At 38.3% G+C, this 18,117-nt stretch carries 15 protein-coding genes; 7 read left to right on the top strand and 8 right to left on the bottom strand.

Annotated features, from left to right (window positions below; all coding sequences use genetic code 11):
* The first annotated feature begins 69 nt into the window (after positions 1 to 69).
* The gene (locus GVN22_RS07105) at positions 70 to 855 is read left to right on the top strand and encodes a PhzF family phenazine biosynthesis protein (RefSeq protein ID WP_166550345.1); all 786 of its coding nucleotides are present in this window, start codon (positions 70 to 72) and stop codon (positions 853 to 855) included.
* Positions 856 to 1,102: 247 nt separating this feature from the next.
* Positions 1,103 to 1,570, top strand: a complete 468-nt coding sequence (locus GVN22_RS07100) for a GNAT family N-acetyltransferase (RefSeq protein ID WP_166550344.1) — start codon at positions 1,103 to 1,105, stop codon at positions 1,568 to 1,570.
* A 175-nt stretch (positions 1,571 to 1,745) separates the two neighbouring features.
* Here GVN22_RS07100 and GVN22_RS07095 read toward each other — a convergent pair whose 3' ends face one another.
* Positions 1,746 to 3,191: a sulfatase gene (locus tag GVN22_RS07095; RefSeq protein WP_166550343.1), complete on the bottom strand. Its 1,446-nt coding sequence runs from the start codon at positions 3,189 to 3,191 to the stop codon at positions 1,746 to 1,748.
* Between the two features lie 232 nt (positions 3,192 to 3,423).
* On the opposite strand from GVN22_RS07095, the gene GVN22_RS07090 reads away from it, so the two are divergent.
* From GVN22_RS07090 to GVN22_RS07080, 3 genes are all read left to right on the top strand, one after another.
* Positions 3,424 to 4,329: an NUDIX hydrolase gene (locus GVN22_RS07090; RefSeq protein ID WP_166550342.1), complete on the top strand. Its 906-nt coding sequence runs from the start codon at positions 3,424 to 3,426 to the stop codon at positions 4,327 to 4,329.
* A gap of 207 nt (positions 4,330 to 4,536) precedes the next feature.
* Positions 4,537 to 5,907 (top strand): nicotinate phosphoribosyltransferase, encoded by a 1,371-nt coding sequence (locus GVN22_RS07085; protein ID WP_166550341.1) that lies wholly within the window; start codon positions 4,537 to 4,539, stop codon positions 5,905 to 5,907.
* A 170-nt stretch (positions 5,908 to 6,077) separates the two neighbouring features.
* Complete coding sequence (locus tag GVN22_RS07080; RefSeq protein ID WP_166550340.1) at positions 6,078 to 6,476, top strand: NUDIX domain-containing protein; 399 nt, start codon at positions 6,078 to 6,080, stop codon at positions 6,474 to 6,476.
* A 79-nt stretch (positions 6,477 to 6,555) separates the two neighbouring features.
* Here GVN22_RS07080 and mgrA read toward each other — a convergent pair whose 3' ends face one another.
* From mgrA to GVN22_RS07055, 5 genes are all read right to left on the bottom strand, one after another.
* Complete coding sequence (gene mgrA, locus GVN22_RS07075; RefSeq protein WP_166550339.1) at positions 6,556 to 7,545, bottom strand: L-glyceraldehyde 3-phosphate reductase; 990 nt, start codon at positions 7,543 to 7,545, stop codon at positions 6,556 to 6,558.
* Between the two features lie 36 nt (positions 7,546 to 7,581).
* On the bottom strand, positions 7,582 to 8,583 hold the full coding sequence (locus GVN22_RS07070) for a Gfo/Idh/MocA family protein (RefSeq protein ID WP_166550338.1): 1,002 nt from the start codon (positions 8,581 to 8,583) through the stop codon (positions 7,582 to 7,584).
* Positions 8,584 to 9,029: 446 nt separating this feature from the next.
* The gene (locus GVN22_RS07065; RefSeq protein ID WP_166550337.1) at positions 9,030 to 10,112 is read right to left on the bottom strand and encodes an aminotransferase class V-fold PLP-dependent enzyme; all 1,083 of its coding nucleotides are present in this window, start codon (positions 10,110 to 10,112) and stop codon (positions 9,030 to 9,032) included.
* Between the two features lie 198 nt (positions 10,113 to 10,310).
* Positions 10,311 to 12,224 (bottom strand): phosphoglycerate dehydrogenase, encoded by a 1,914-nt coding sequence (serA, locus tag GVN22_RS07060; RefSeq protein WP_166550336.1) that lies wholly within the window; start codon positions 12,222 to 12,224, stop codon positions 10,311 to 10,313.
* Between the two features lie 97 nt (positions 12,225 to 12,321).
* Entirely contained in the window at positions 12,322 to 13,299 is a 978-nt protein-coding gene (locus tag GVN22_RS07055; protein ID WP_166550335.1) for a YheT family hydrolase, read from the bottom strand.
* 304 nt (positions 13,300 to 13,603) lie between these two features.
* On the opposite strand from GVN22_RS07055, the gene GVN22_RS07050 reads away from it, so the two are divergent.
* Positions 13,604 to 14,560 (top strand): Rpn family recombination-promoting nuclease/putative transposase, encoded by a 957-nt coding sequence (locus GVN22_RS07050; RefSeq protein ID WP_166550334.1) that lies wholly within the window; start codon positions 13,604 to 13,606, stop codon positions 14,558 to 14,560.
* A gap of 74 nt (positions 14,561 to 14,634) precedes the next feature.
* Here GVN22_RS07050 and GVN22_RS07045 read toward each other — a convergent pair whose 3' ends face one another.
* Together GVN22_RS07045 and GVN22_RS07040 are read right to left on the bottom strand one after the other, a co-directional pair.
* Positions 14,635 to 15,987 carry a M20/M25/M40 family metallo-hydrolase gene (locus GVN22_RS07045; RefSeq protein WP_166550333.1) on the bottom strand — a complete coding sequence of 451 codons (1,353 nt, stop codon included), beginning with the start codon at positions 15,985 to 15,987 and terminating at the stop codon, positions 14,635 to 14,637.
* A gap of 219 nt (positions 15,988 to 16,206) precedes the next feature.
* Positions 16,207 to 17,439 carry an isocitrate dehydrogenase (NADP(+)) gene (locus tag GVN22_RS07040; RefSeq protein WP_166550332.1) on the bottom strand — a complete coding sequence of 411 codons (1,233 nt, stop codon included), beginning with the start codon at positions 17,437 to 17,439 and terminating at the stop codon, positions 16,207 to 16,209.
* A gap of 258 nt (positions 17,440 to 17,697) precedes the next feature.
* Between GVN22_RS07040 and GVN22_RS07035 the strand changes: the two genes are divergently transcribed.
* Positions 17,698 to 18,108, top strand: coding sequence for a GNAT family N-acetyltransferase (locus GVN22_RS07035; RefSeq protein WP_166550331.1), 411 nt, complete (start codon positions 17,698 to 17,700; stop codon positions 18,106 to 18,108).
* The last annotated feature ends 9 nt before the right edge of the window (positions 18,109 to 18,117 follow it).

Below are 18,117 nucleotides of genomic sequence, written 5' to 3'. Positions count from 1 at the left end.
CAGGATCAAGGAATTGAGAAAATACCACCATTCTTGAAGTACTCCATCGTAAACTTCAACTGTAATACAATGCAAATTCCTATTTATCAAGTAGATGCGTTTTCTTCTCAAGTTTTTGGAGGAAATCCAGCGGCAGTTTGTCCGCTAGAGTCATGGCTGCCTAATGATCTAATGCAAAAAATTGCATTGGAAAATAATTTGGCTGAAACTGCTTTTTTTGTACAAGAAACCGACACTCGTTTTCATATTCGCTGGTTTACGCCAACGGTAGAGGTTGATTTGTGTGGACATGCTACCTTGGCAACAGCACATGTATTATTTACTGAGTTAGGTTATAAGCATGAAGTTATCGAGTTTTTTTCAAGAAGTGGCATTTTAACGGTTCAGAAACAAGATGATTTATTAGAATTGAACTTTCCTGCGGACGAAATCAAGGAAGTAGAGCCATTGCCAGCTTTGAATGAATGTTTGGGCGTAAATATCCTTCATACTTATCGTGGCAAATCGGATTATATGGTCGTGCTCGAAAATGAAACATTGGTATTGGAACTTCGTCCTGATTTGCGACAAATGGCTACTATCGAGGCCAGAGGAATTATTGCAACCGCCAAAGGTAGCAAGGTAGATTTTGTGTCACGCTTCTTCGGACCACAATCAGGGATTGATGAAGATCCAGTTACAGGCTCGGCACATACGACTTTGACACCTTACTGGGCTGAACAACTCGGCAAAACAGAACTAACAGCTTGGCAAATATCTCCTCGTAAAGGTGAATTATGGTGTAAACTAGAAGGCGATAGAGTCAAAATTGCAGGAAAAGCAGTTCTGTATCTTAAAGGGCAAATCTTTGTGTAGGCTTTAAGCTCTCGGCTACAGGCATTAGGCAAAAGAGCTTAAATTATTTCATGAGAAATTCATTTCAACTTTTAGCCTACCGCATAAAGCCTAGAGCTTAAAGCGGGTAAAATTATTTTAATTTTGCCCACTAACTTAATTTGAAAGTACTAATCTGATGATGAGTACAATTCAATAACTGATATACCAATAACTGACAACTTTTTTTATAAAAGCCTACGGCTCAAAGCTATAGCATGATAGATTTATGTCAAAGGAATCAATACAAATCGAATCATATCAACCTCAGTATAAAGAGGATTTTAAGACTTTGAATTTAGAATGGATTCAAAAGTATTTCAAGGTAGAACCACATGATGTGGAGCAACTGGAAAATCCTGAAAAATATATTTTGGAAAGTGGAGGACAGATTTTCTTTGCCCTTTACCAAAATCAAGTAGTAGGAACAGTTGCCTTGGTTAAAAACAGCGATACCGATTATGAAATGGCTAAAATGGCTGTAAATCCGCAATATCAAGGTATAGGAGCAGGAAAGGTTTTATGTGCGCATACGATTCAGGCGGCAAAAGATTTGGGAGCAACAGTTCTATGGTTAGTTTCCTCGACTCAACTTACACCAGCTTTAACGATGTATCGTAAATTAGGCTTCGTCGAAGTTCCAATTGGCGAAACAGAATATTCTCGTGCAGATATTAAAATGGAGATAGTGTTTTAGAAATCTTATACAGATATTTCTGTTTGAGAAAAAGCGCCGTAAGTACGAAAGACTTCAATATAATTGGTGTTCTTTCGCACCTACGGCGCTTTTTTAGCTATACACTAAATTTAAAAGGCAACCTATTTTAGGCAAGGACAAAGGACAACTCCCCACTCACAACTCCTCACTTATTTTACTCTTTTCCTGCTTCTCGGTTATTTTTACCTGTCTTTTGTGTAATATCGTCGCCCAAATCTTCCCGCGCTTCTTCTGCTAACAGAAGTAGCTCTTCTACGATTTTAGGATATGTTTTCTGAACATCATAGCGTTCGCCTGGGTCACGACGTAAGTCGTACAAAGCCATTGGAACGGGTGAGTTCTCATTCACTTGCCCAGGATAACCATCGTTGCCTGGCTGAAAACCTTCGTAAGTACGACCATTGTGAGCCAACACTAATTTCCAATTGCCTTTGCGAACAGCTTCCAAAGAGTTTTTGCGATAGTAATAGTAAAACGATTTTCTTGGCTCAGCCGAAAGGTTGCCTTTGAGTAGTTCCGAAATATCTAATCCATCAATTTTGTTACTAGGAAGTTTAGCTTGACAGAATTTTGCAATTGTTGGTAAAAGGTCAATCGTCGAGCTCAATTTATTACAAACCAATCCCTCAGGCATAGTTCCTTTCCATCGCATCACGCAAGGCACACGTTGCCCGCCTTCATAGCTCGTCCCTTTTCCTTCACGGTATCCTCCCGACGAACCAGCGTGATTTCCATAATTTAGCCAAGGTCCATTATCGCTAGTAACAATCACAAGTGTATTCTTATCCAAGCCATTTGCTTTTAAGGCTTTCAATACCTCACCAATTGACCAGTCTATTTCCATGATTACATCGCCGTATAGCCCTTGTTGGCTTTTTCCTCTAAATCTTGGAGAAGCATTGATAGGCACATGAGGCATAGAATGGGGCAAATACAAGAAGAAAGGGTTATTCTTATTTCGTTTGATAAAATCAACGGCTTTTTCTGTATATCTGGAAGTCAACATCCCTTGTTGCTCAAGTGTCGTTATATCCTCAATTCTTTCATTATTTTGAATCAGCGGTAAAGTTGGATAAGCCTTTTTCTTAAAATGACCTTCTGGTGCGGGACTTCCATCATAATCAATTGGCCACATATCGTTGGAATAAGGTAGTCCAAAGTATTCATCAAAGCCATGCTGCAATGGTAAGAATTGTTTTTGATGACCCAAATGCCATTTGCCATAGATAGCAGTTTTATATCCTTTTTCTTTCAAAACTTCGGCTAAGGTTGTCTCATTAGCATTGATTCCGATAGTAGAGGTAGGCGCTAAGGCTCCTGAGAAACCAATTCTGTTGGGATAGCAGCCTGTAAGCAGTGCTGCTCTTGAGGCACTACAAACGGCTTGAGCTGCCAAAAAATTAGTAAACCTAATACCTTCTGATGCCATCTTATCGATATTCGGTGTTTGGTAATTGGTAGCACCGTTGGCACCAATATCTCCATAACCGAGATCATCCATAAATATTAAAACAATATTGGGTGTTTTGGGCTTGGGAGGGACAAATCCGAAGGTCATAAAACCTAATAAACAAAGGTTTAAGAGTTTTTTTCTTATCATAGTTGGAAGGGTTATATAGTTGTGGTTCGGGCAAGTGAATAATAGATACTCTGATCGTTACCAAAACACATTTGCTACAAATTACCAAGATTTCAAGAAAATCATTGCCAGACTCTATAGGTTTATACAAGAGAGATTTTAAAGGTATTGGACAAATGCATAGACAAAGAAACCCTTCTTTTCAAGAAATGGTTGTATTTTTAAAGTACTCAAAGAAAAATAGACCAAGAGTATGACTCAAAATACCTCATCAGTTTTATACGCCGTAGTGGTTGGCACTTTTCAACAGATAGAAATAGGAGCTTTTGAAAAAGCCTTTATCAACCAGTTGCAAAATCAATTTACTGAAGTGATTCTTGTAATAGCTTCAGCGCCTATTCCCTCTAGTAAAAATCATCCTTTGGATATAGATACCAGAAAGTTGATGTTGGAAAAGGAATTTCCAAACGCTAAGATTGCGTCCTTCAAAAAGCAAATATCTGCACAAGCAACCTCGCAAGCATTGGAAAATGCTATTATTAAGGTGGTTGGTGAAAGTAAAGATTGTCAGTTATTTGTCTTCAAAGAGAGCAATAACCTCACTCAATATGAACTTAGTTATCCTATCGAATGGGTTGATTTGCCCGAATATGCACCACACATTATCAGCGATGCCGACCGTTCTCAAGAAGCCTATCGAGTAGGAGTGTTTCAGACCGTTCGCGCGCAATATCCAAAAGTATTTCCTACTGTCGATGTAGCTATCGTATCTGGCGATAAAGTTTTACTTGGCAGAAAACCCCAACAAGCACTTTTTAGATTTATCGGTGGGTTTATCGACCCCGAAGATGATTGTTTCGAAGATGCAGCCATTCGAGAAGCCGAGGAAGAAACGGGTTTGAAATTAACCAAAGCGCGATACATTGGTACTGCCAAAATAGATGATTGGCGATACAGAGAAGAGGTTGACAAAATTATCACTAGCTTTTTTGTAGCTGAATACGAAGGGGGAACTCCCACAGCGCAAGACGATATCGAGGAGTTAAGATGGTTCGATATTGCTTCTCTGACTGAGCAAGACTTTGTAGAAGAGCACCGTGTGATTTTTAGGTTGTGGGAAAAAAAGGGATTTTCAGGATTGGAGATGTCGGATATTTGATTTCGGATTCTTTAGAGCTTGTTGCCCAAAGCCCCTAAGAAATATTTTTCTTGATAAGTTCTTTACTACATCAAGAATTCTATCTTTGTTTTTTAATAAAAACTTAACGTAAGCTAAATTCTCCAGACTTAAGAAATTGGGAAATGGCTTGATAGCCTTTAGTTTACTGCTATAAATACAGCTTTTCGAAGCTCAAACCGAGTTGATATGCAAAATAATATCCTCCTACTCACCGACAGCTACAAGCTAAGTCATTACAAACAATATCCTTCTGGAACCAGTCATATCTACAGTTATTTCGAGAGTCGCGGAGGAAAGTTCGAGCAAGTTACCTTTTTTGGATTGCAGTATTTGCTCAAAGAATATTTGGCAGGAGAAGTCGTTACGCAAGCTAAAATAGACCAAGCTGCTAAACTTTATGCCGCACATTTTGGCTCAGAAACGCTATTTAACCGTGAAGGCTGGGAATATATTCTCGAAAAATATCAAGGTAGACTTCCAATAAGAATCAAGGCGGTTGCCGAAGGGGCAGTCATTCCGACTCATCATGTGCTAATGACCGTTGAAAATACCGATCCCAAATGCTACTGGTTAAGCAATTTTCTAGAAACTTTATTGGTACAATTGTGGTATCCATGTACAGTTGCTACCACCAGTAAGGCCGTTCGTTCATTGATTTTATCTTATTTAGAAAAAACAGGTGACCCAAGCCTTATTGATTTCAAACTTCATGACTTTGGTTTTAGAGGAGTAAGTAGTGTTGAAAGTGCAGGTATAGGAGGAGCGGCGCATTTGGTAAACTTCATGGGTACGGATACCGTCACGGCATTGACATTTATCCAAGAGTACTATCAGCCCGACAGTATGTTTGGTTTTAGTATTCCTGCTGCCGAACACAGCACGATTACGAGTTGGAAACAAGAAGGCGAGCTAGATGCCTATCGCAATATGCTTGGCCAATATCCAGAAGGGTTAGTCGCTGTTGTGAGTGATAGCTACGACGTGTATTATGCCTGCGAAAAACTTTGGGGCGAAGCTTTGAAGGAAAAGATTTTAGCTAGAAATGGTACTTTAGTAGTTCGTCCAGATAGTGGTGTTCCAAAAGATGTAGTGTTGAAAGTAACAGAAATTTTAGGCGAGAAAATAGGATATACCATCAACGAAAAAGGATATAAAGTATTAGTGCCTCAAATCAGAGTAATCCAAGGCGATGGAGTCAACTATGAAAGTATTGGCGAAATCCTTGAAAATCTTGCTCTAAATGGTTGGAGTGCCGACAATATTACCTTTGGGATGGGAGGGGCACTTTTGCAAAAAGTACATAGAGATACCCAAAAATTTGCCTTCAAATGTAGTTGCGCTACCGTCGATGGGCAAGACCGTCTGGTATTTAAAGACCCTATTACAGACCACGGTAAAAAGAGTAAAAAAGGACGTTTGAAGCTCATTTTCAAAGACAACGAATATCATACAGTTAACCTTGACGAAGAAGGGGAGGATTTACTCGTAACAGTTTTTGAAAATGGTGAAATCTTGAAAGATTATACTTTTGACGAAGTGAAGGGGAATAGTTTATGAGTAATTGTACAAAATAATATTTATTTATGTGTTTAGGCACAAGGCAACAGGCACAAGGCAAAGAGTGTTAAAATGTTTTTAACGACCACAGACATGCATTTTTCCTAAAGCCCAAAGCTGAAAGCCGAAAGCTCAAAAATTGCCCACTAACTTAGTAATATATCTTGAATATGAAGGTTATAGATAAACTTGCTTGGATAGAGTTACAGAATCAAACTATCCTTTCTACGAAAAGCTATGGGAAGGATAAGTTCTATATCCCAGGTGGAAAAAGAGAGGTCGGAGAAACAGATGAGCAAGCGTTACTTCGAGAAATTGAAGAGGAATTGAGTGTAAAGCTTGACGTAGAAACGTTGCACTACATTGGTACTTTTGAAGCACAAGCGCATGGACATCCCGAAGGAGTTATGGTAAAAATGACTTGTTATGGAGGGAAATATGTTGGTGACTTGAAAGCAAGCGCAGAGATAGAAGAGATTCAATGGCTCAAATACTCAGACCAAGACAAAATTGCAGAAGTTGACAAGTTGATTTTTGACTATTTAAAGCATAAAGGTTTGTTAGATTAAACTCATTTTCAAAAATATAAAAACACCCTTCCTGATTCGCTCAAAGGCATTAGGAAGGGTGTTTTGCATTAGTGAAAATCTATTTCAAAATCGTTTCGATTTTTTCTAATTCTTCTGCTGAAAAGTTGGTGTTTTTAAGGCATTCCAACGAATCTAATAATTGAGCTGGTCTGCTAGCACCTACTAATACTGACGTTACTCTAGGGTCTTTTAAAATCCATGAGAGAGCCATTTGTGCTAAACTTTGTCCGCGCTCTTGAGCTAAAGCATTTAATTGCTGTATTTGCTCTAGTTTTTCAGGAGTAATCATCGCCGTTTTCAAGAAACCATGAGGCTTGGCAGCTCTGGAATCTTCTGGTACACCTTGAAGATATTTGTTGGTCAATAAACCCTGTGCCAATGGCGAGAAAGGAATACAACCAATACCTTCTTTTTCCAGAGTATCCAATAATCCTCCTTCTACCCAACGTTCAAACATCGAGTATTTGGGCTGGTGAATAACACAAGGCGTACCCAACTGCTTGAGAATAGCGCTTGCTTGAGCCGTTTCTTCAGCTTTATAATTAGAGATTCCCACATATAACGCTTTTCCTTGACGAACAATCAAATCTAATGCTGCCATAGTTTCTTCTAATGGCGTATTTGGGTCAGGGCGATGGTGATAAAAAATATCTACGTATTCTAACCCCATACGTTTGAGGCTTTGATCAAGACTCGCAACAAGATACTTTTTCGAGCCCCAATCGCCATAAGGACCAGGCCACATCGTATATCCAGCTTTGGTCGAAATGATTAATTCATCACGATAAGGCAAAAAGTCTTTTTTGAGAATTGTTCCAAAATTTTCCTCTGCCGAGCCTGGAGGAGGCCCGTAATTATTGGCAAGGTCAAAATGTGTTACACCTTGGTCAAAAGCTGTATGAAGGATAGCACGATAATTTTCGAAGGTATCTACCCCTCCGAAATTATGCCATAAGCCCAACGAAAGTGCTGGAAGTTGTAGTCCACTACGTCCACAACGACGATATGTCATGTCGCTGTAGCGTGTAGGGTTTGCAAGGTAAGTCATTTATGAAAAATAGAGTTTAGCTGTAAATCAATTATTTTATGCCTCTTGAGGGTATTTTAAGCCTACTTGAGCACGAATTTCATCCATAAGTTCCATCAATTCTAAGCTAAATTGTAAAGGAAGTTTATCGTTTTCGATACGTCCCTCTGCCAAACAACGTTGTACATCGATAGCTTCATAGCTATAGCCCCAGCCATTACGCTCAGTTGAAATCTCTTTTGGTTCTTCGCCTTCGATAGTCAGTGTAAAACCAAATGTTTCATGGAAACGACCGTGAATATAGATTTTACCTTTGGTACCATAAATGGTACAAGTTGTATCAGTTTGAGCTGCCAGAGTAGAGAATAATGAGGCAGTTGCACCACTAGGAAACGCAAGAGCAATAGACATGTTCATATCTACACATGTAGGTGCCATGACTCCTACCGCTTTTACTTGAGAAGGAACTCCTAAAAGTAGTTTGCTAATAAATAGAGGGTAAATTCCAATATCCATCAACGAGCCACCTGTCAACTCAGGATTAAATAAACGACCTTCTGGGTCATAATTTGCCAAGAAGCCAAAGTCTGCAACGATATGCTTGATTTCTCCGATGGTGCCATTTTCAATAATCCCTTTGATTTGATTAATAGCAGGGTGAAAACGAGTCCAGATAGCTTCCATCAAGAATACTTGTTTTTCTTGAGATTTAGCAATCATGCTTTTCACCATTTGGCTATTGATAGCGAATGCTTTTTCGCATAATACTGGCACTCCTGCTTCGAGACACATTAAGGTATTTTCACAATGTTGCGCATGAGGTGTTGCAATGTAAATCACATCTACAAGGCCGCTGTTGGCAAGTTCTTCATAGCTCCCGAAGGTATTAGGACATTGATAAGGCTTGGCAAATTCCTGAGCTTTTTCGAGATTACGAGACGCTACTGCATTGAGTACAGCGTTTGGAACATTCATAAGATCATCAGCAAATTTTTCAGCGATTTTTCCACAGCCAATAATCCCCCAGCGAGTAGGAGAGGTTGAGATTGTATTTTCCACGGGAGTAGGTAATTTGTTAAATTGAGGATGGATAGTTTGAAGAGTGATAATATTACAGAACCACTCGAAATACTTGCTTAAAGATAGGGACAAAGAAGGGAACAGACAAGCTACTTTAGCTAACAGTGATAGAAGAGATTTATCCTATGCAATTGAATGGTTGAGTGATTTTTATCTGTAAAGACGTAATCCTTTAGGTCTAACGCGATTGTATTCTCAAACATATTATCAAAAAAGGCGTTCGAAAAACTGATTTCGAACGCCTTTTTATCCTAAAACTCAGGATGATGCATTAGCGATATTTTGGCTATCTGCTGTTGGATTTCGGAAGTGTAGCTTACTTTTTTGACTGATATTTTGCGAAAAATCAAGAAATAAACCCTTGTTTCCGAAATCAGAAATCCCAAATTCACAATAGTTTGAATGCCTTAGCATTCGTATAAAAATTATAGCTTTTTCATTACTTCGATTAAGCTTTCAACTTGCTCAATATTAACCGCTGCAAAGTTGGCAATACGAAGTTGTGTAGCTTTAAAATCGCCATAACCAGAGCCAATTACCATATTGTCAGAAGCTTTTACCGCATCGATAATCTCAGCAGCAGGTTTTCCAACGGTATTTACCACTACTACTGTTTGCGAACGGTGTTCAGGGTTTTGCACAAAAATATCGAGGTAATCACACTTCGTTGCAAAATCATAAAGCATTTTGGCTTTGCGTTCTGTTTCTTTGCGAATCGTTTCGATACCGATTTTATTCATATCCTCGGCTACTTTTCCTAACACATAAATTCCCATTACATTTGGAGTTTCTGGTGTTTCGAATTTTTCGAAGTTTTTCCACAAAGAAGGTAAAGTATGATAAGTACCAATAATACCATCGTTTTTCTTCAATGCTTTGGCTTTATCAAGCATGCTCGGGTTGGCAATCCAACAACCTAATCCAGCAGGCATACCAAATGATTTTTGTACAGAGAAAAACGCTGTATCTATCAATTCAAAGTCTAGATCAGGATAGGGAGCCGACGATACCATATCCACAGCTACGAATTTATCTTTATTCCCACGTTTGAGTTTATGAATCTCGGCAGGACGCATCTGTACTCCCGAAGACGTTTCGTTAGCGGTTGTACAAATCAATTCTGAATATTGTGGTACTTGGATTTCAGCATAGTCAAAACCCTCACCAAAGGGTTTTTCGTATTTGTGAGCAAATTTGCCTAACTCGCTTGAAAAGTCGTAAAATTTCTTTGAAAAAGAGCCATTTACCAAGTGGAAGCTTTCAAACTCTACGGTGTTTTGGATGATTCTCTCCCAAATTTCTGTAGCAGAGCCAGTAAAGAAAATGCCCGATGATTCAGGGATATTCATCAGCGTACGAAGTTGCTCTACCGTATGCTGATAAATCTTACGAAACTGAGCAGAACGGTGCGAAATAGACCCTAATTGAAGGTCAAACGCATCGCGGTAGTGTTGTTCAACAGTTGGAAAAAGTTCGGCTGGACCTGGGGTAAAGTACGTTTTACGCATGAATTAATAGTTCTTTAATCTTGTTCAGTAAATAATGGATTTTTCAAATTGGTTTTGAATTTCAGTAACTTCAAACAAGAGTTTGAAACCCTGACTTCCACAAGCAAAATAGAATACTACTTAAAAGTCAACTTATGACTAGCGATAAAAAACTTGTGCCACGAAATACGTGGCACAAAGATATAAGAATACAAGATTTTAATACAACATTCTAAATTTGATGGTATTATCTAAGCCTTTTAGCTCTTCTACAATCTCGTCTGCGTATTCTTTTGCTACGTCAGTAATTACATAACCGATATTGTTGGTTGTTTTGAGATACTGACCTTTGATATTGACATTGTATTTGGCAAAAATTCCGTTGATTTTGGCCAAAATACCCGGTACGTTTTGGTGTACGTGTAACAAACGGTGTGCATCTTCCAAAGCTGGCAATTGTAATTCTGGGAAGTTTACAGAGCCGTAAGTGCTACCGTTGTTCATGAACTGTAACAATTTGCTTGGTACAAATTCACCGATATTTGCTTGAGCTTCTTCTGTTGAACCTCCAATATGTGGAGTCAAAATTACTCTTGGCAAACTACGCAATTCGTTCATAAACTCCTCGTCGTTAGTTTTGGGTTCATACGGGAATACGTCAACTGCCGCTCCCCAAACTTTACCCGACTTCAAGGCGTTTACTAATGCTGGAATATCTACTACATGACCTCTTGAAAGGTTGATGAAAATCACATTGTCTTTCATCATAGCAAATTCTTTTTCTCCAATAATGTTTGAGTTAGTCTTACGACCATCAACGTGCATAGAGATAAAGTCAGAAATGCTTAATAGTTCTTCAAGGGTCTTACACTTTTTAGCATTACCCAAAGCTAATTTATCAACAGCATCGTAGAAGTAAACCTCCATACCCATTGCTTCGGCAATAACCGAAAGTTGTGTACCAATGCTACCATAACCTACCAAACCGAGCTTCTTACCGCGAATTTCGTAAGAGTTAGTTGCAGATTTGTCCCAAACACCTTGGTGCATTTTATTTGATTTCGTGAAAATGTCACGAGTCAACATAATCATTTCACCAATTGCCAATTCTACTACCGAACGAGTGTTTGAATAAGGTGCATTGAATACTGCAATACCACGTCTTTCACATTCAGCTAAATCGATTTGGTTTGTACCAATACAGAACGCTCCAACCGCCATCAAACGACTAGCATTTGGATGCTCAAGCACACGTTTGGTAAGATTAGTTTTAGAACGTAAACCTAAAATCGAAACACCTTTGATACGCTCGATCAGTTCTTCTTCGTCCAAAGCACCCTTCAATAGCTCTACCTGAAAACCTTCATTTTTGAAAGCTGCAACAGCTTTTGGGTGAACGTTTTCTAACAATAAAACTTTGATTTTTGATTTTGGATAAGATTGAGAACGGCTCAAGCCATTGATATATAGGAATTCATCTAATGAAGCTACAACCTCATCAGCTTTTTCTACTACTTTCTGACGCTCTACGTTTTCGATGAAAGCGAAGAACTTATTCGCCAAACCAGACTCACGAAGTTCATAGTCAGTATACCCATCGCCGATCGCATACACATCGCCTTCCAATTGCAAGGCTTGAAGTAATTTTACTTTACCTTTATCTTGAGAAAGCAAGTTGCTTTCGTCGTATCCAATGATATTTCCTTCTGCGTCGTAAGTAAATGTATTTGCAAAAACATTTTCTTCTTTTACGCCCATTGACACGGCTACAGGAACAATAAAATCTTTGAAACCACTCGACACAATGTAGATATTTTCACGATACATCGAGATAAACTCTCTGTTACGAGCAAATGAGTCTGAGATTTTACCCATCAAAAACTCAATCAAAGTATTTACATGGTCGCGGTGTGCTGGCAATAAGGCAACTCTCGCCTTCAAGGAATCAGCAAACCCAATTTCACCCAACATACCTTTGTCAGTAATCGCTTTGATTTCACCGACAATTTTTTCGCTGTCTTTGTTGCCTGCCAATGCAATGGCCGCTAATTCGTCAAGACCTTCTACCTGCGTGAAAGTGCTGTCAAAGTCAATGACAAAATTTACTTGATGTTCTGCTGTTTTAGTCAACATGTTCTTACTGTATATCGCAAGTCAGGGTCAAAGCCTTTTCCTACGGATTTGAAACTCTAGTTATTTATGTATTGGTTAACCTGTTTGGTACTCGTTGCTAGTTTTTGGACAAAAAGCCTAATGCTTGATATTCCGACCAGAGGGTTTCCTCATAGCCTTTTTGCATAAACCCACAATGTCCACCTTTTTCGGGAGCTTGGAAAAATACTTTTTCTAAGCGATTTACCTTATCGAAAGGGAAACATTCTTTCGATAAAAAAGGGTCATTTTGGGCATTAATTATTAACGTGGGTATTTGGATTTTTTCAATAAAATATAGTGAACTATTTTTCTGATAATAGTCCTCTGCATCTTTGAATCCGTGAAGTTGTGAAGTGTAATAATTGTCAAAATCACGCAGGGTGCGTATTTTCGACAAATTTGTAGTGTTGATGTTTTCGGGAAAGTAAACTGCCTTTTCTTGGATTTTTTTGGTAAGTGTTTTATTAAAACGGCGGGTATATACCCAGTCTTGCCAACTTTCCATTTTGGAGCTACTTCCAGAAAGGTGCAAAGGTACGGAAAATGTTACAGCCTTTTTGATTTCAGGACGAAGATTTTCGCCATTTTCACCCAAATACTTTAGGGTAAGATTTCCTCCTAAGCTGAAGCCCATGAGGTATATTTCCTTATATTTTTGCGCTGCATACTTGATTACCAAGTCCAAATCATCGGTAGCACCACTATGATAAAAACGTACTTGCTTATTGATTTCTCCTGAACAACTTCTAAAATTCCATGCCAAGCAATCAAACTGGTGTTGGTTAAACAACCTGACCATGCCCGTGATATATTGTCTGGTAGAATCACCTTCGAGCCCATGTGATAAAATCAAAAGTGGGCGCTGTGAATGAGTTTCATGAGGATTAACTTTTGACCAATCCAAGTCCAAAAAATCATGGTCAGGAGTTGATAAACGCACACGCTGATAACTTATCCCATCTACTTTACGAAACAAGGAAGGATAAATGGTTTGGAAATGACCATTTGGCAGCCATAAAGGAGGCTGGTAATCAGAGTGTTTTACAACTGGCATTTTGTTTCAGAATTAACACTTGAATTTAGGAGTATTCTTTGAATAGTTGAATGTTTTTGCGGAATTTCATAATTTTTTATTGAAAAAGTATTATTTAATTATTAGAAAGAAGTTAGAGCAAAAGGAGACCAAGTAAAAAGAGTAGGATTTTACAAAAAGATCTATTGTTAAAAAAGGAAATACGATCTGCTCAAGAGAATAAGTCTAAATTGCTCAAGCAATTGGAAATCAAACTTGTATGCTAACAAATGTTTAGTCCTAAAAATTGTCTAACTTTGAATTTTAGAACTACTCCTTTATAAACATGAAAGCAAAATATCTTAATCCATTTACGGACTTCGGGTTCAAAAAAATCTTTGGTGAAGAAGCCAGTAAGCCACAACTTATTGACTTCCTGAACTCCCTTTTGCCCGAAAGAGACCAAATCGTAGAGCTCACCTTCAAAAACAATGAACAATTAGGCTTTACGCCTTATGACCGAAAAGCCATTTATGATATTTATTGCGAAAATCAAAATGGTGAAAAGTTTATCGTAGAATTACAAAAAGCCAAACAGAATTATTTCAGAGAAAGGACTATTTATTACTCAACTTTCCCGATTCGAGAACAAGCCGAAAAAGGTATTTGGAATTACAATCTCAAAGCGGTGTACTGTATTGGCGTGCTAGATTTTACCTTCGATGATTACGAATCTGAACCTGAAAAATCAGAGGTTGTACATACCATCAATCTCAAAAATCAGCATGGAAAGGTATTTTATGATAAGTTAACTTACATTTATCTTGAAATGCCCAATTTCAAAAAAGAAGAACATGAGTTAGCCACCAGATTAGATAAATGGTTGTATTTTATCAAAAACCTAGAAGACTTTCAGAACATACCAGAGTTGTTCAAAGACGAAGTGTTTACTCATGCTTTTCAGATAGCTGAACTAGCCAAAATGGATAGAGAGGATTGGGAAAGGTATGAATACAGTCTCAAAGTATTTAGGGATAATAAAGCCACATACGACTATGCCGTGGAAACTGCCCACGAAGAAGGACTCCTTAAAGGTATGCAAGAGGGCTTGAAAGAAGGTTTGAAAGAAGGTTTGAAAGAGGGAATGGAGAAAGGAATCCAAGAAGGAATGGAGAAAGGCATTCAAGAGGGACTGAAAGAAGGGCAACGAAATATTGCTCGGCAAGCTAAGATGATGGGACTTGATATTGCCAGTATACAAAAATTAACAGGACTTTCAGAGGAAGAAATCATGAATTTATAGTTTAAATGAAAGAGCCAAGAATATCAGCATTAACACTGATTTCTTGGCTCTTTTATCAACAAACCTACAGAATCTTACATTCCCACTTTCGGTAATATAGGTAAGCTCTCATTGCCATCTTCGCCTACTGCTTGTACGGCAAAAAAATAATGGTCTTTTGAGTAAGGAATATTAATGCCATTTTTAGTGGTAAAAATTTTCTTTTGCCAGAAAGGCTGATAGGTCTCACGTACTAATACATAATATCCTTTTACCTTACCTGATTTTGGTGTTTGCCAAAATAACGTAGTACTGTTGGTCAGGGATTTTGTATCAATTGTTACATTTTGAGGTGTGGCTGGAGCTTTTGCTAAGTTAGCCAACGTTGCTAAATTCATGGCAGTATTTTTTCTCAAATACTCAAAATCCATAAACTCTGGTAAATCTCCATATTGAGTACCTTTTTCAGTACGCAAATCTTGGTGCTGATGGTCAAAATTTTCGTTCATCTCAGTGACACGAACTGCTGCAAAACCACGATTGACAAATGGCGTATGGTCGCCACCACGTAAAAAACGGTCGTTGCGATACACCATTACTACTTCAAGATTATCGACATATCTTTCTCCAATTTCCTTAGCATAACGGGCTAACTGACGGGCTTTCCCATCGTTTTCTTGTCCCATATTGCGAATGCTAGTCGCTTTTTTGTCAAGTTCAAAAGCAGGAAGCCCTTCACTAAAAATACGAACACGAGTGTTGTCTATGATTCTAGTTTCATTACTGTTATTAGAACCTACAATATCATTATTCATGATAGCCTCGATATTCCATTTTTCGTTGACTGCTTTTTGGGCTAAATAATCAGCACCAAGAAGTCCTTGTTCTTCACCACTAACTACCAAGAAAATAACGGTTGCTGGAAATTGTGCTTTAGCCATCACACGAGCTAGTTCAATCACTGTAGCTGTACCCGAACCGTCGTCGTTGGCTCCTGGGGCGGTAGCTTCGCGATTCATGACATTGGTTACACGGCTATCAATATGCCCCGAAACGATAAAAATACGGTCGTCGTTCGGGTCTGTTCCTTTCAAAATCCCCATGACATTGCCCATATCTTGATCTTTGTCGACACGTTTGCCATCTGGTTTGAGTACCCACGAATCAATCATAGCTGTCATGCGACCACCTGATTGTTTGGCATATTCTTGGAATCTGCTTAATACCCAACGTCTTGCAGCCCCAATCCCACGTTTCTCTTCAGTAGTGGTACTCATGGTATGACGAGTGTCAAAACTTACCAATTTTTTGATATGTGATTGCAAACTATCAGCATTTACTTCAGCAACGAGTTGTTCGATGGCTGGATCACGCTGAACAATTTTTTGAGCGTTAGCTTCTGTAAAAAGTGCAAATGATAAAATTAGCGGGAGGTAGTGTTTTTTCATGAATGATGAAGCATTTTAATGAATGAAAATTCCAAGATAGCATTTTTCTCTAAAAAATCTGTCTGTTAGAGATATATGGCGTTGGTATAGAGATAACGATTGATAACTTGTAGATGTTTGAAAAAGACTACTAGTAAACTTGAAGATGAATATGCATAAAATAAAAAGCCAGCCTAATCATACGAATAGGCTGGCCTCTCAAAACTATTTTAGCAAAAATTATTTCGCCAAAGCAGCTTTCAAATTCTCGTCAATTGCTGCCAAGAATTCTTCAGTATATAAGTAGTGTTCTCCATGAGAAACTTTGTTTCCGTGGATACACACTGCTAAGTCTTTAGTCATTTTACCTGACTCAACTGTTTCGATACATACTTTTTCCAAAGTTTGGCTAAAGTTGATCAACTCTTGGTTACCGTCCAATTTACCACGGAATTCCAAACCACGAGTCCAAGCAAAGATAGATGCAATTGGGTTAGTAGAAGTAGGTTTTCCAGCTTGGTGGTCACGGTAGTGACGAGTTACAGTTCCGTGAGCAGCTTCAGCTTCCATTACAGTACCATCTGGCGTAACCAATACTGAAGTCATCAAACCTAATGAACCGAAACCTTGTGCTACTGTATCTGACTGAACGTCACCATCGTAGTTTTTACAAGCCCATACGAAGTTACCATTCCATTTCAAGGCAGAAGCTACCATGTCATCGATCAAACGGTGTTCGTAAACGATTCCAGCTGCTACAAATTTCTCTTTGTAGTCTGCTTGGTAGATTTCTTCAAAAATATCTTTGAAACGACCATCGTATTTTTTCAAGATGGTATTTTTTGTAGATAAATATAAAGGCCATCCTTTGCTCAATGCCATGTTGAAACATGAGTGAGCAAAACCACGAATAGACTCGTCAGTGTTGTACATTGTTAATGCTACACCGTCGTTTTTGAAGTTGAATACTTCAAAAGTTTGTGGTTCAGAACCGTCTTCTGGCGTGAAAGTAACTGTTAATTTACCTTTACCTTTTGTCAAAAAGTCAGTTGCTCTGTATTGGTCACCAAAAGCGTGACGACCAATCATAATTGGAGCAGTCCAGTTTGGAACTAATCTAGGAACATTTGAACAAACGATAGGCTCACGGAATACAGTACCATCCAAGATGTTACGGATTGTACCGTTTGGTGATTTCCACATTTGTTTCAAGTTGAATTCTTTTACACGAGCTTCATCTGGTGTGATAGTAGCACATTTGATACCTACACCGTATTTTTTGATAGCCTCAGCAGCATCAACTGTAACTTGGTCATTGGTTTCGTCACGGTACTCCATGCCCAAATCATAATATTTGATATCCAAATCCAAGTAAGGAATGATTAACTTATCCTTGATGAATTTCCAGATAATTCTAGTCATTTCGTCGCCATCAAGCTCAACGACAGGATTTTCAACTTTAATTTTTCCCATTTTTGTATGAAAACGTTATGCGTTATTAATGATGCGTGAATAGTTTGCGCATTTCGACTGCAAATGTACGGAATGTTATGATACGTAGGGAACATTATTGGGTGAGAATCAATAGTTTTTTCAGAAAAGCATTGCTAAAAAATATATAGTTAGCATTTTTTTCTTTAGGTTTGAGCTTTCTCAAATACCTTAAAATGCTAAAAGACAAGATAAATACAGAGGCTCATATTTAGCATATTTCAATTTTAAATACCAACTATGACATATATTATCAATCAAATATCAGCCGCTCAAACGTGGCAAATTCGTCATGAAGTTATGTGGCCAGAGTATCCTTTAGACTTTGTTAAAATCAAAAATGATGAGGAGGGACTTCATTTTGGCTTGTGGTTAGATGCTGAATTAGTATCTGTGATTTCTTTATTTATTGAAGGGCAAGAAGCACAATTTCGAAAGTTTGCTACACTCGAACATTTACAGGGCAAAGGCTTGGGTACAGCACTGTTAAGTCATTTGATTGATTTTTCGAAAAAACATAAAGTGCAATTACTTTGGTGCCATGCACGCACTTCAGCATTGCCATTTTATCAAAAATTTGGATTAGATGCCACTGGGGATACTTTCGTAAAAGAAGGAATCGAATATGTAAAAATGGAAATACAACTGTAGATGAATACA

Source organism: Cellulophaga sp. BC115SP, from assembly GCF_009905545.1.
Taxonomy (GTDB): domain Bacteria; phylum Bacteroidota; class Bacteroidia; order Cytophagales; family Spirosomataceae; genus Flectobacillus; species Flectobacillus rivi.
Note: the sequence above shows the minus strand (reverse complement) of the source record. Positions and strands in the feature narration are given on the sequence as shown.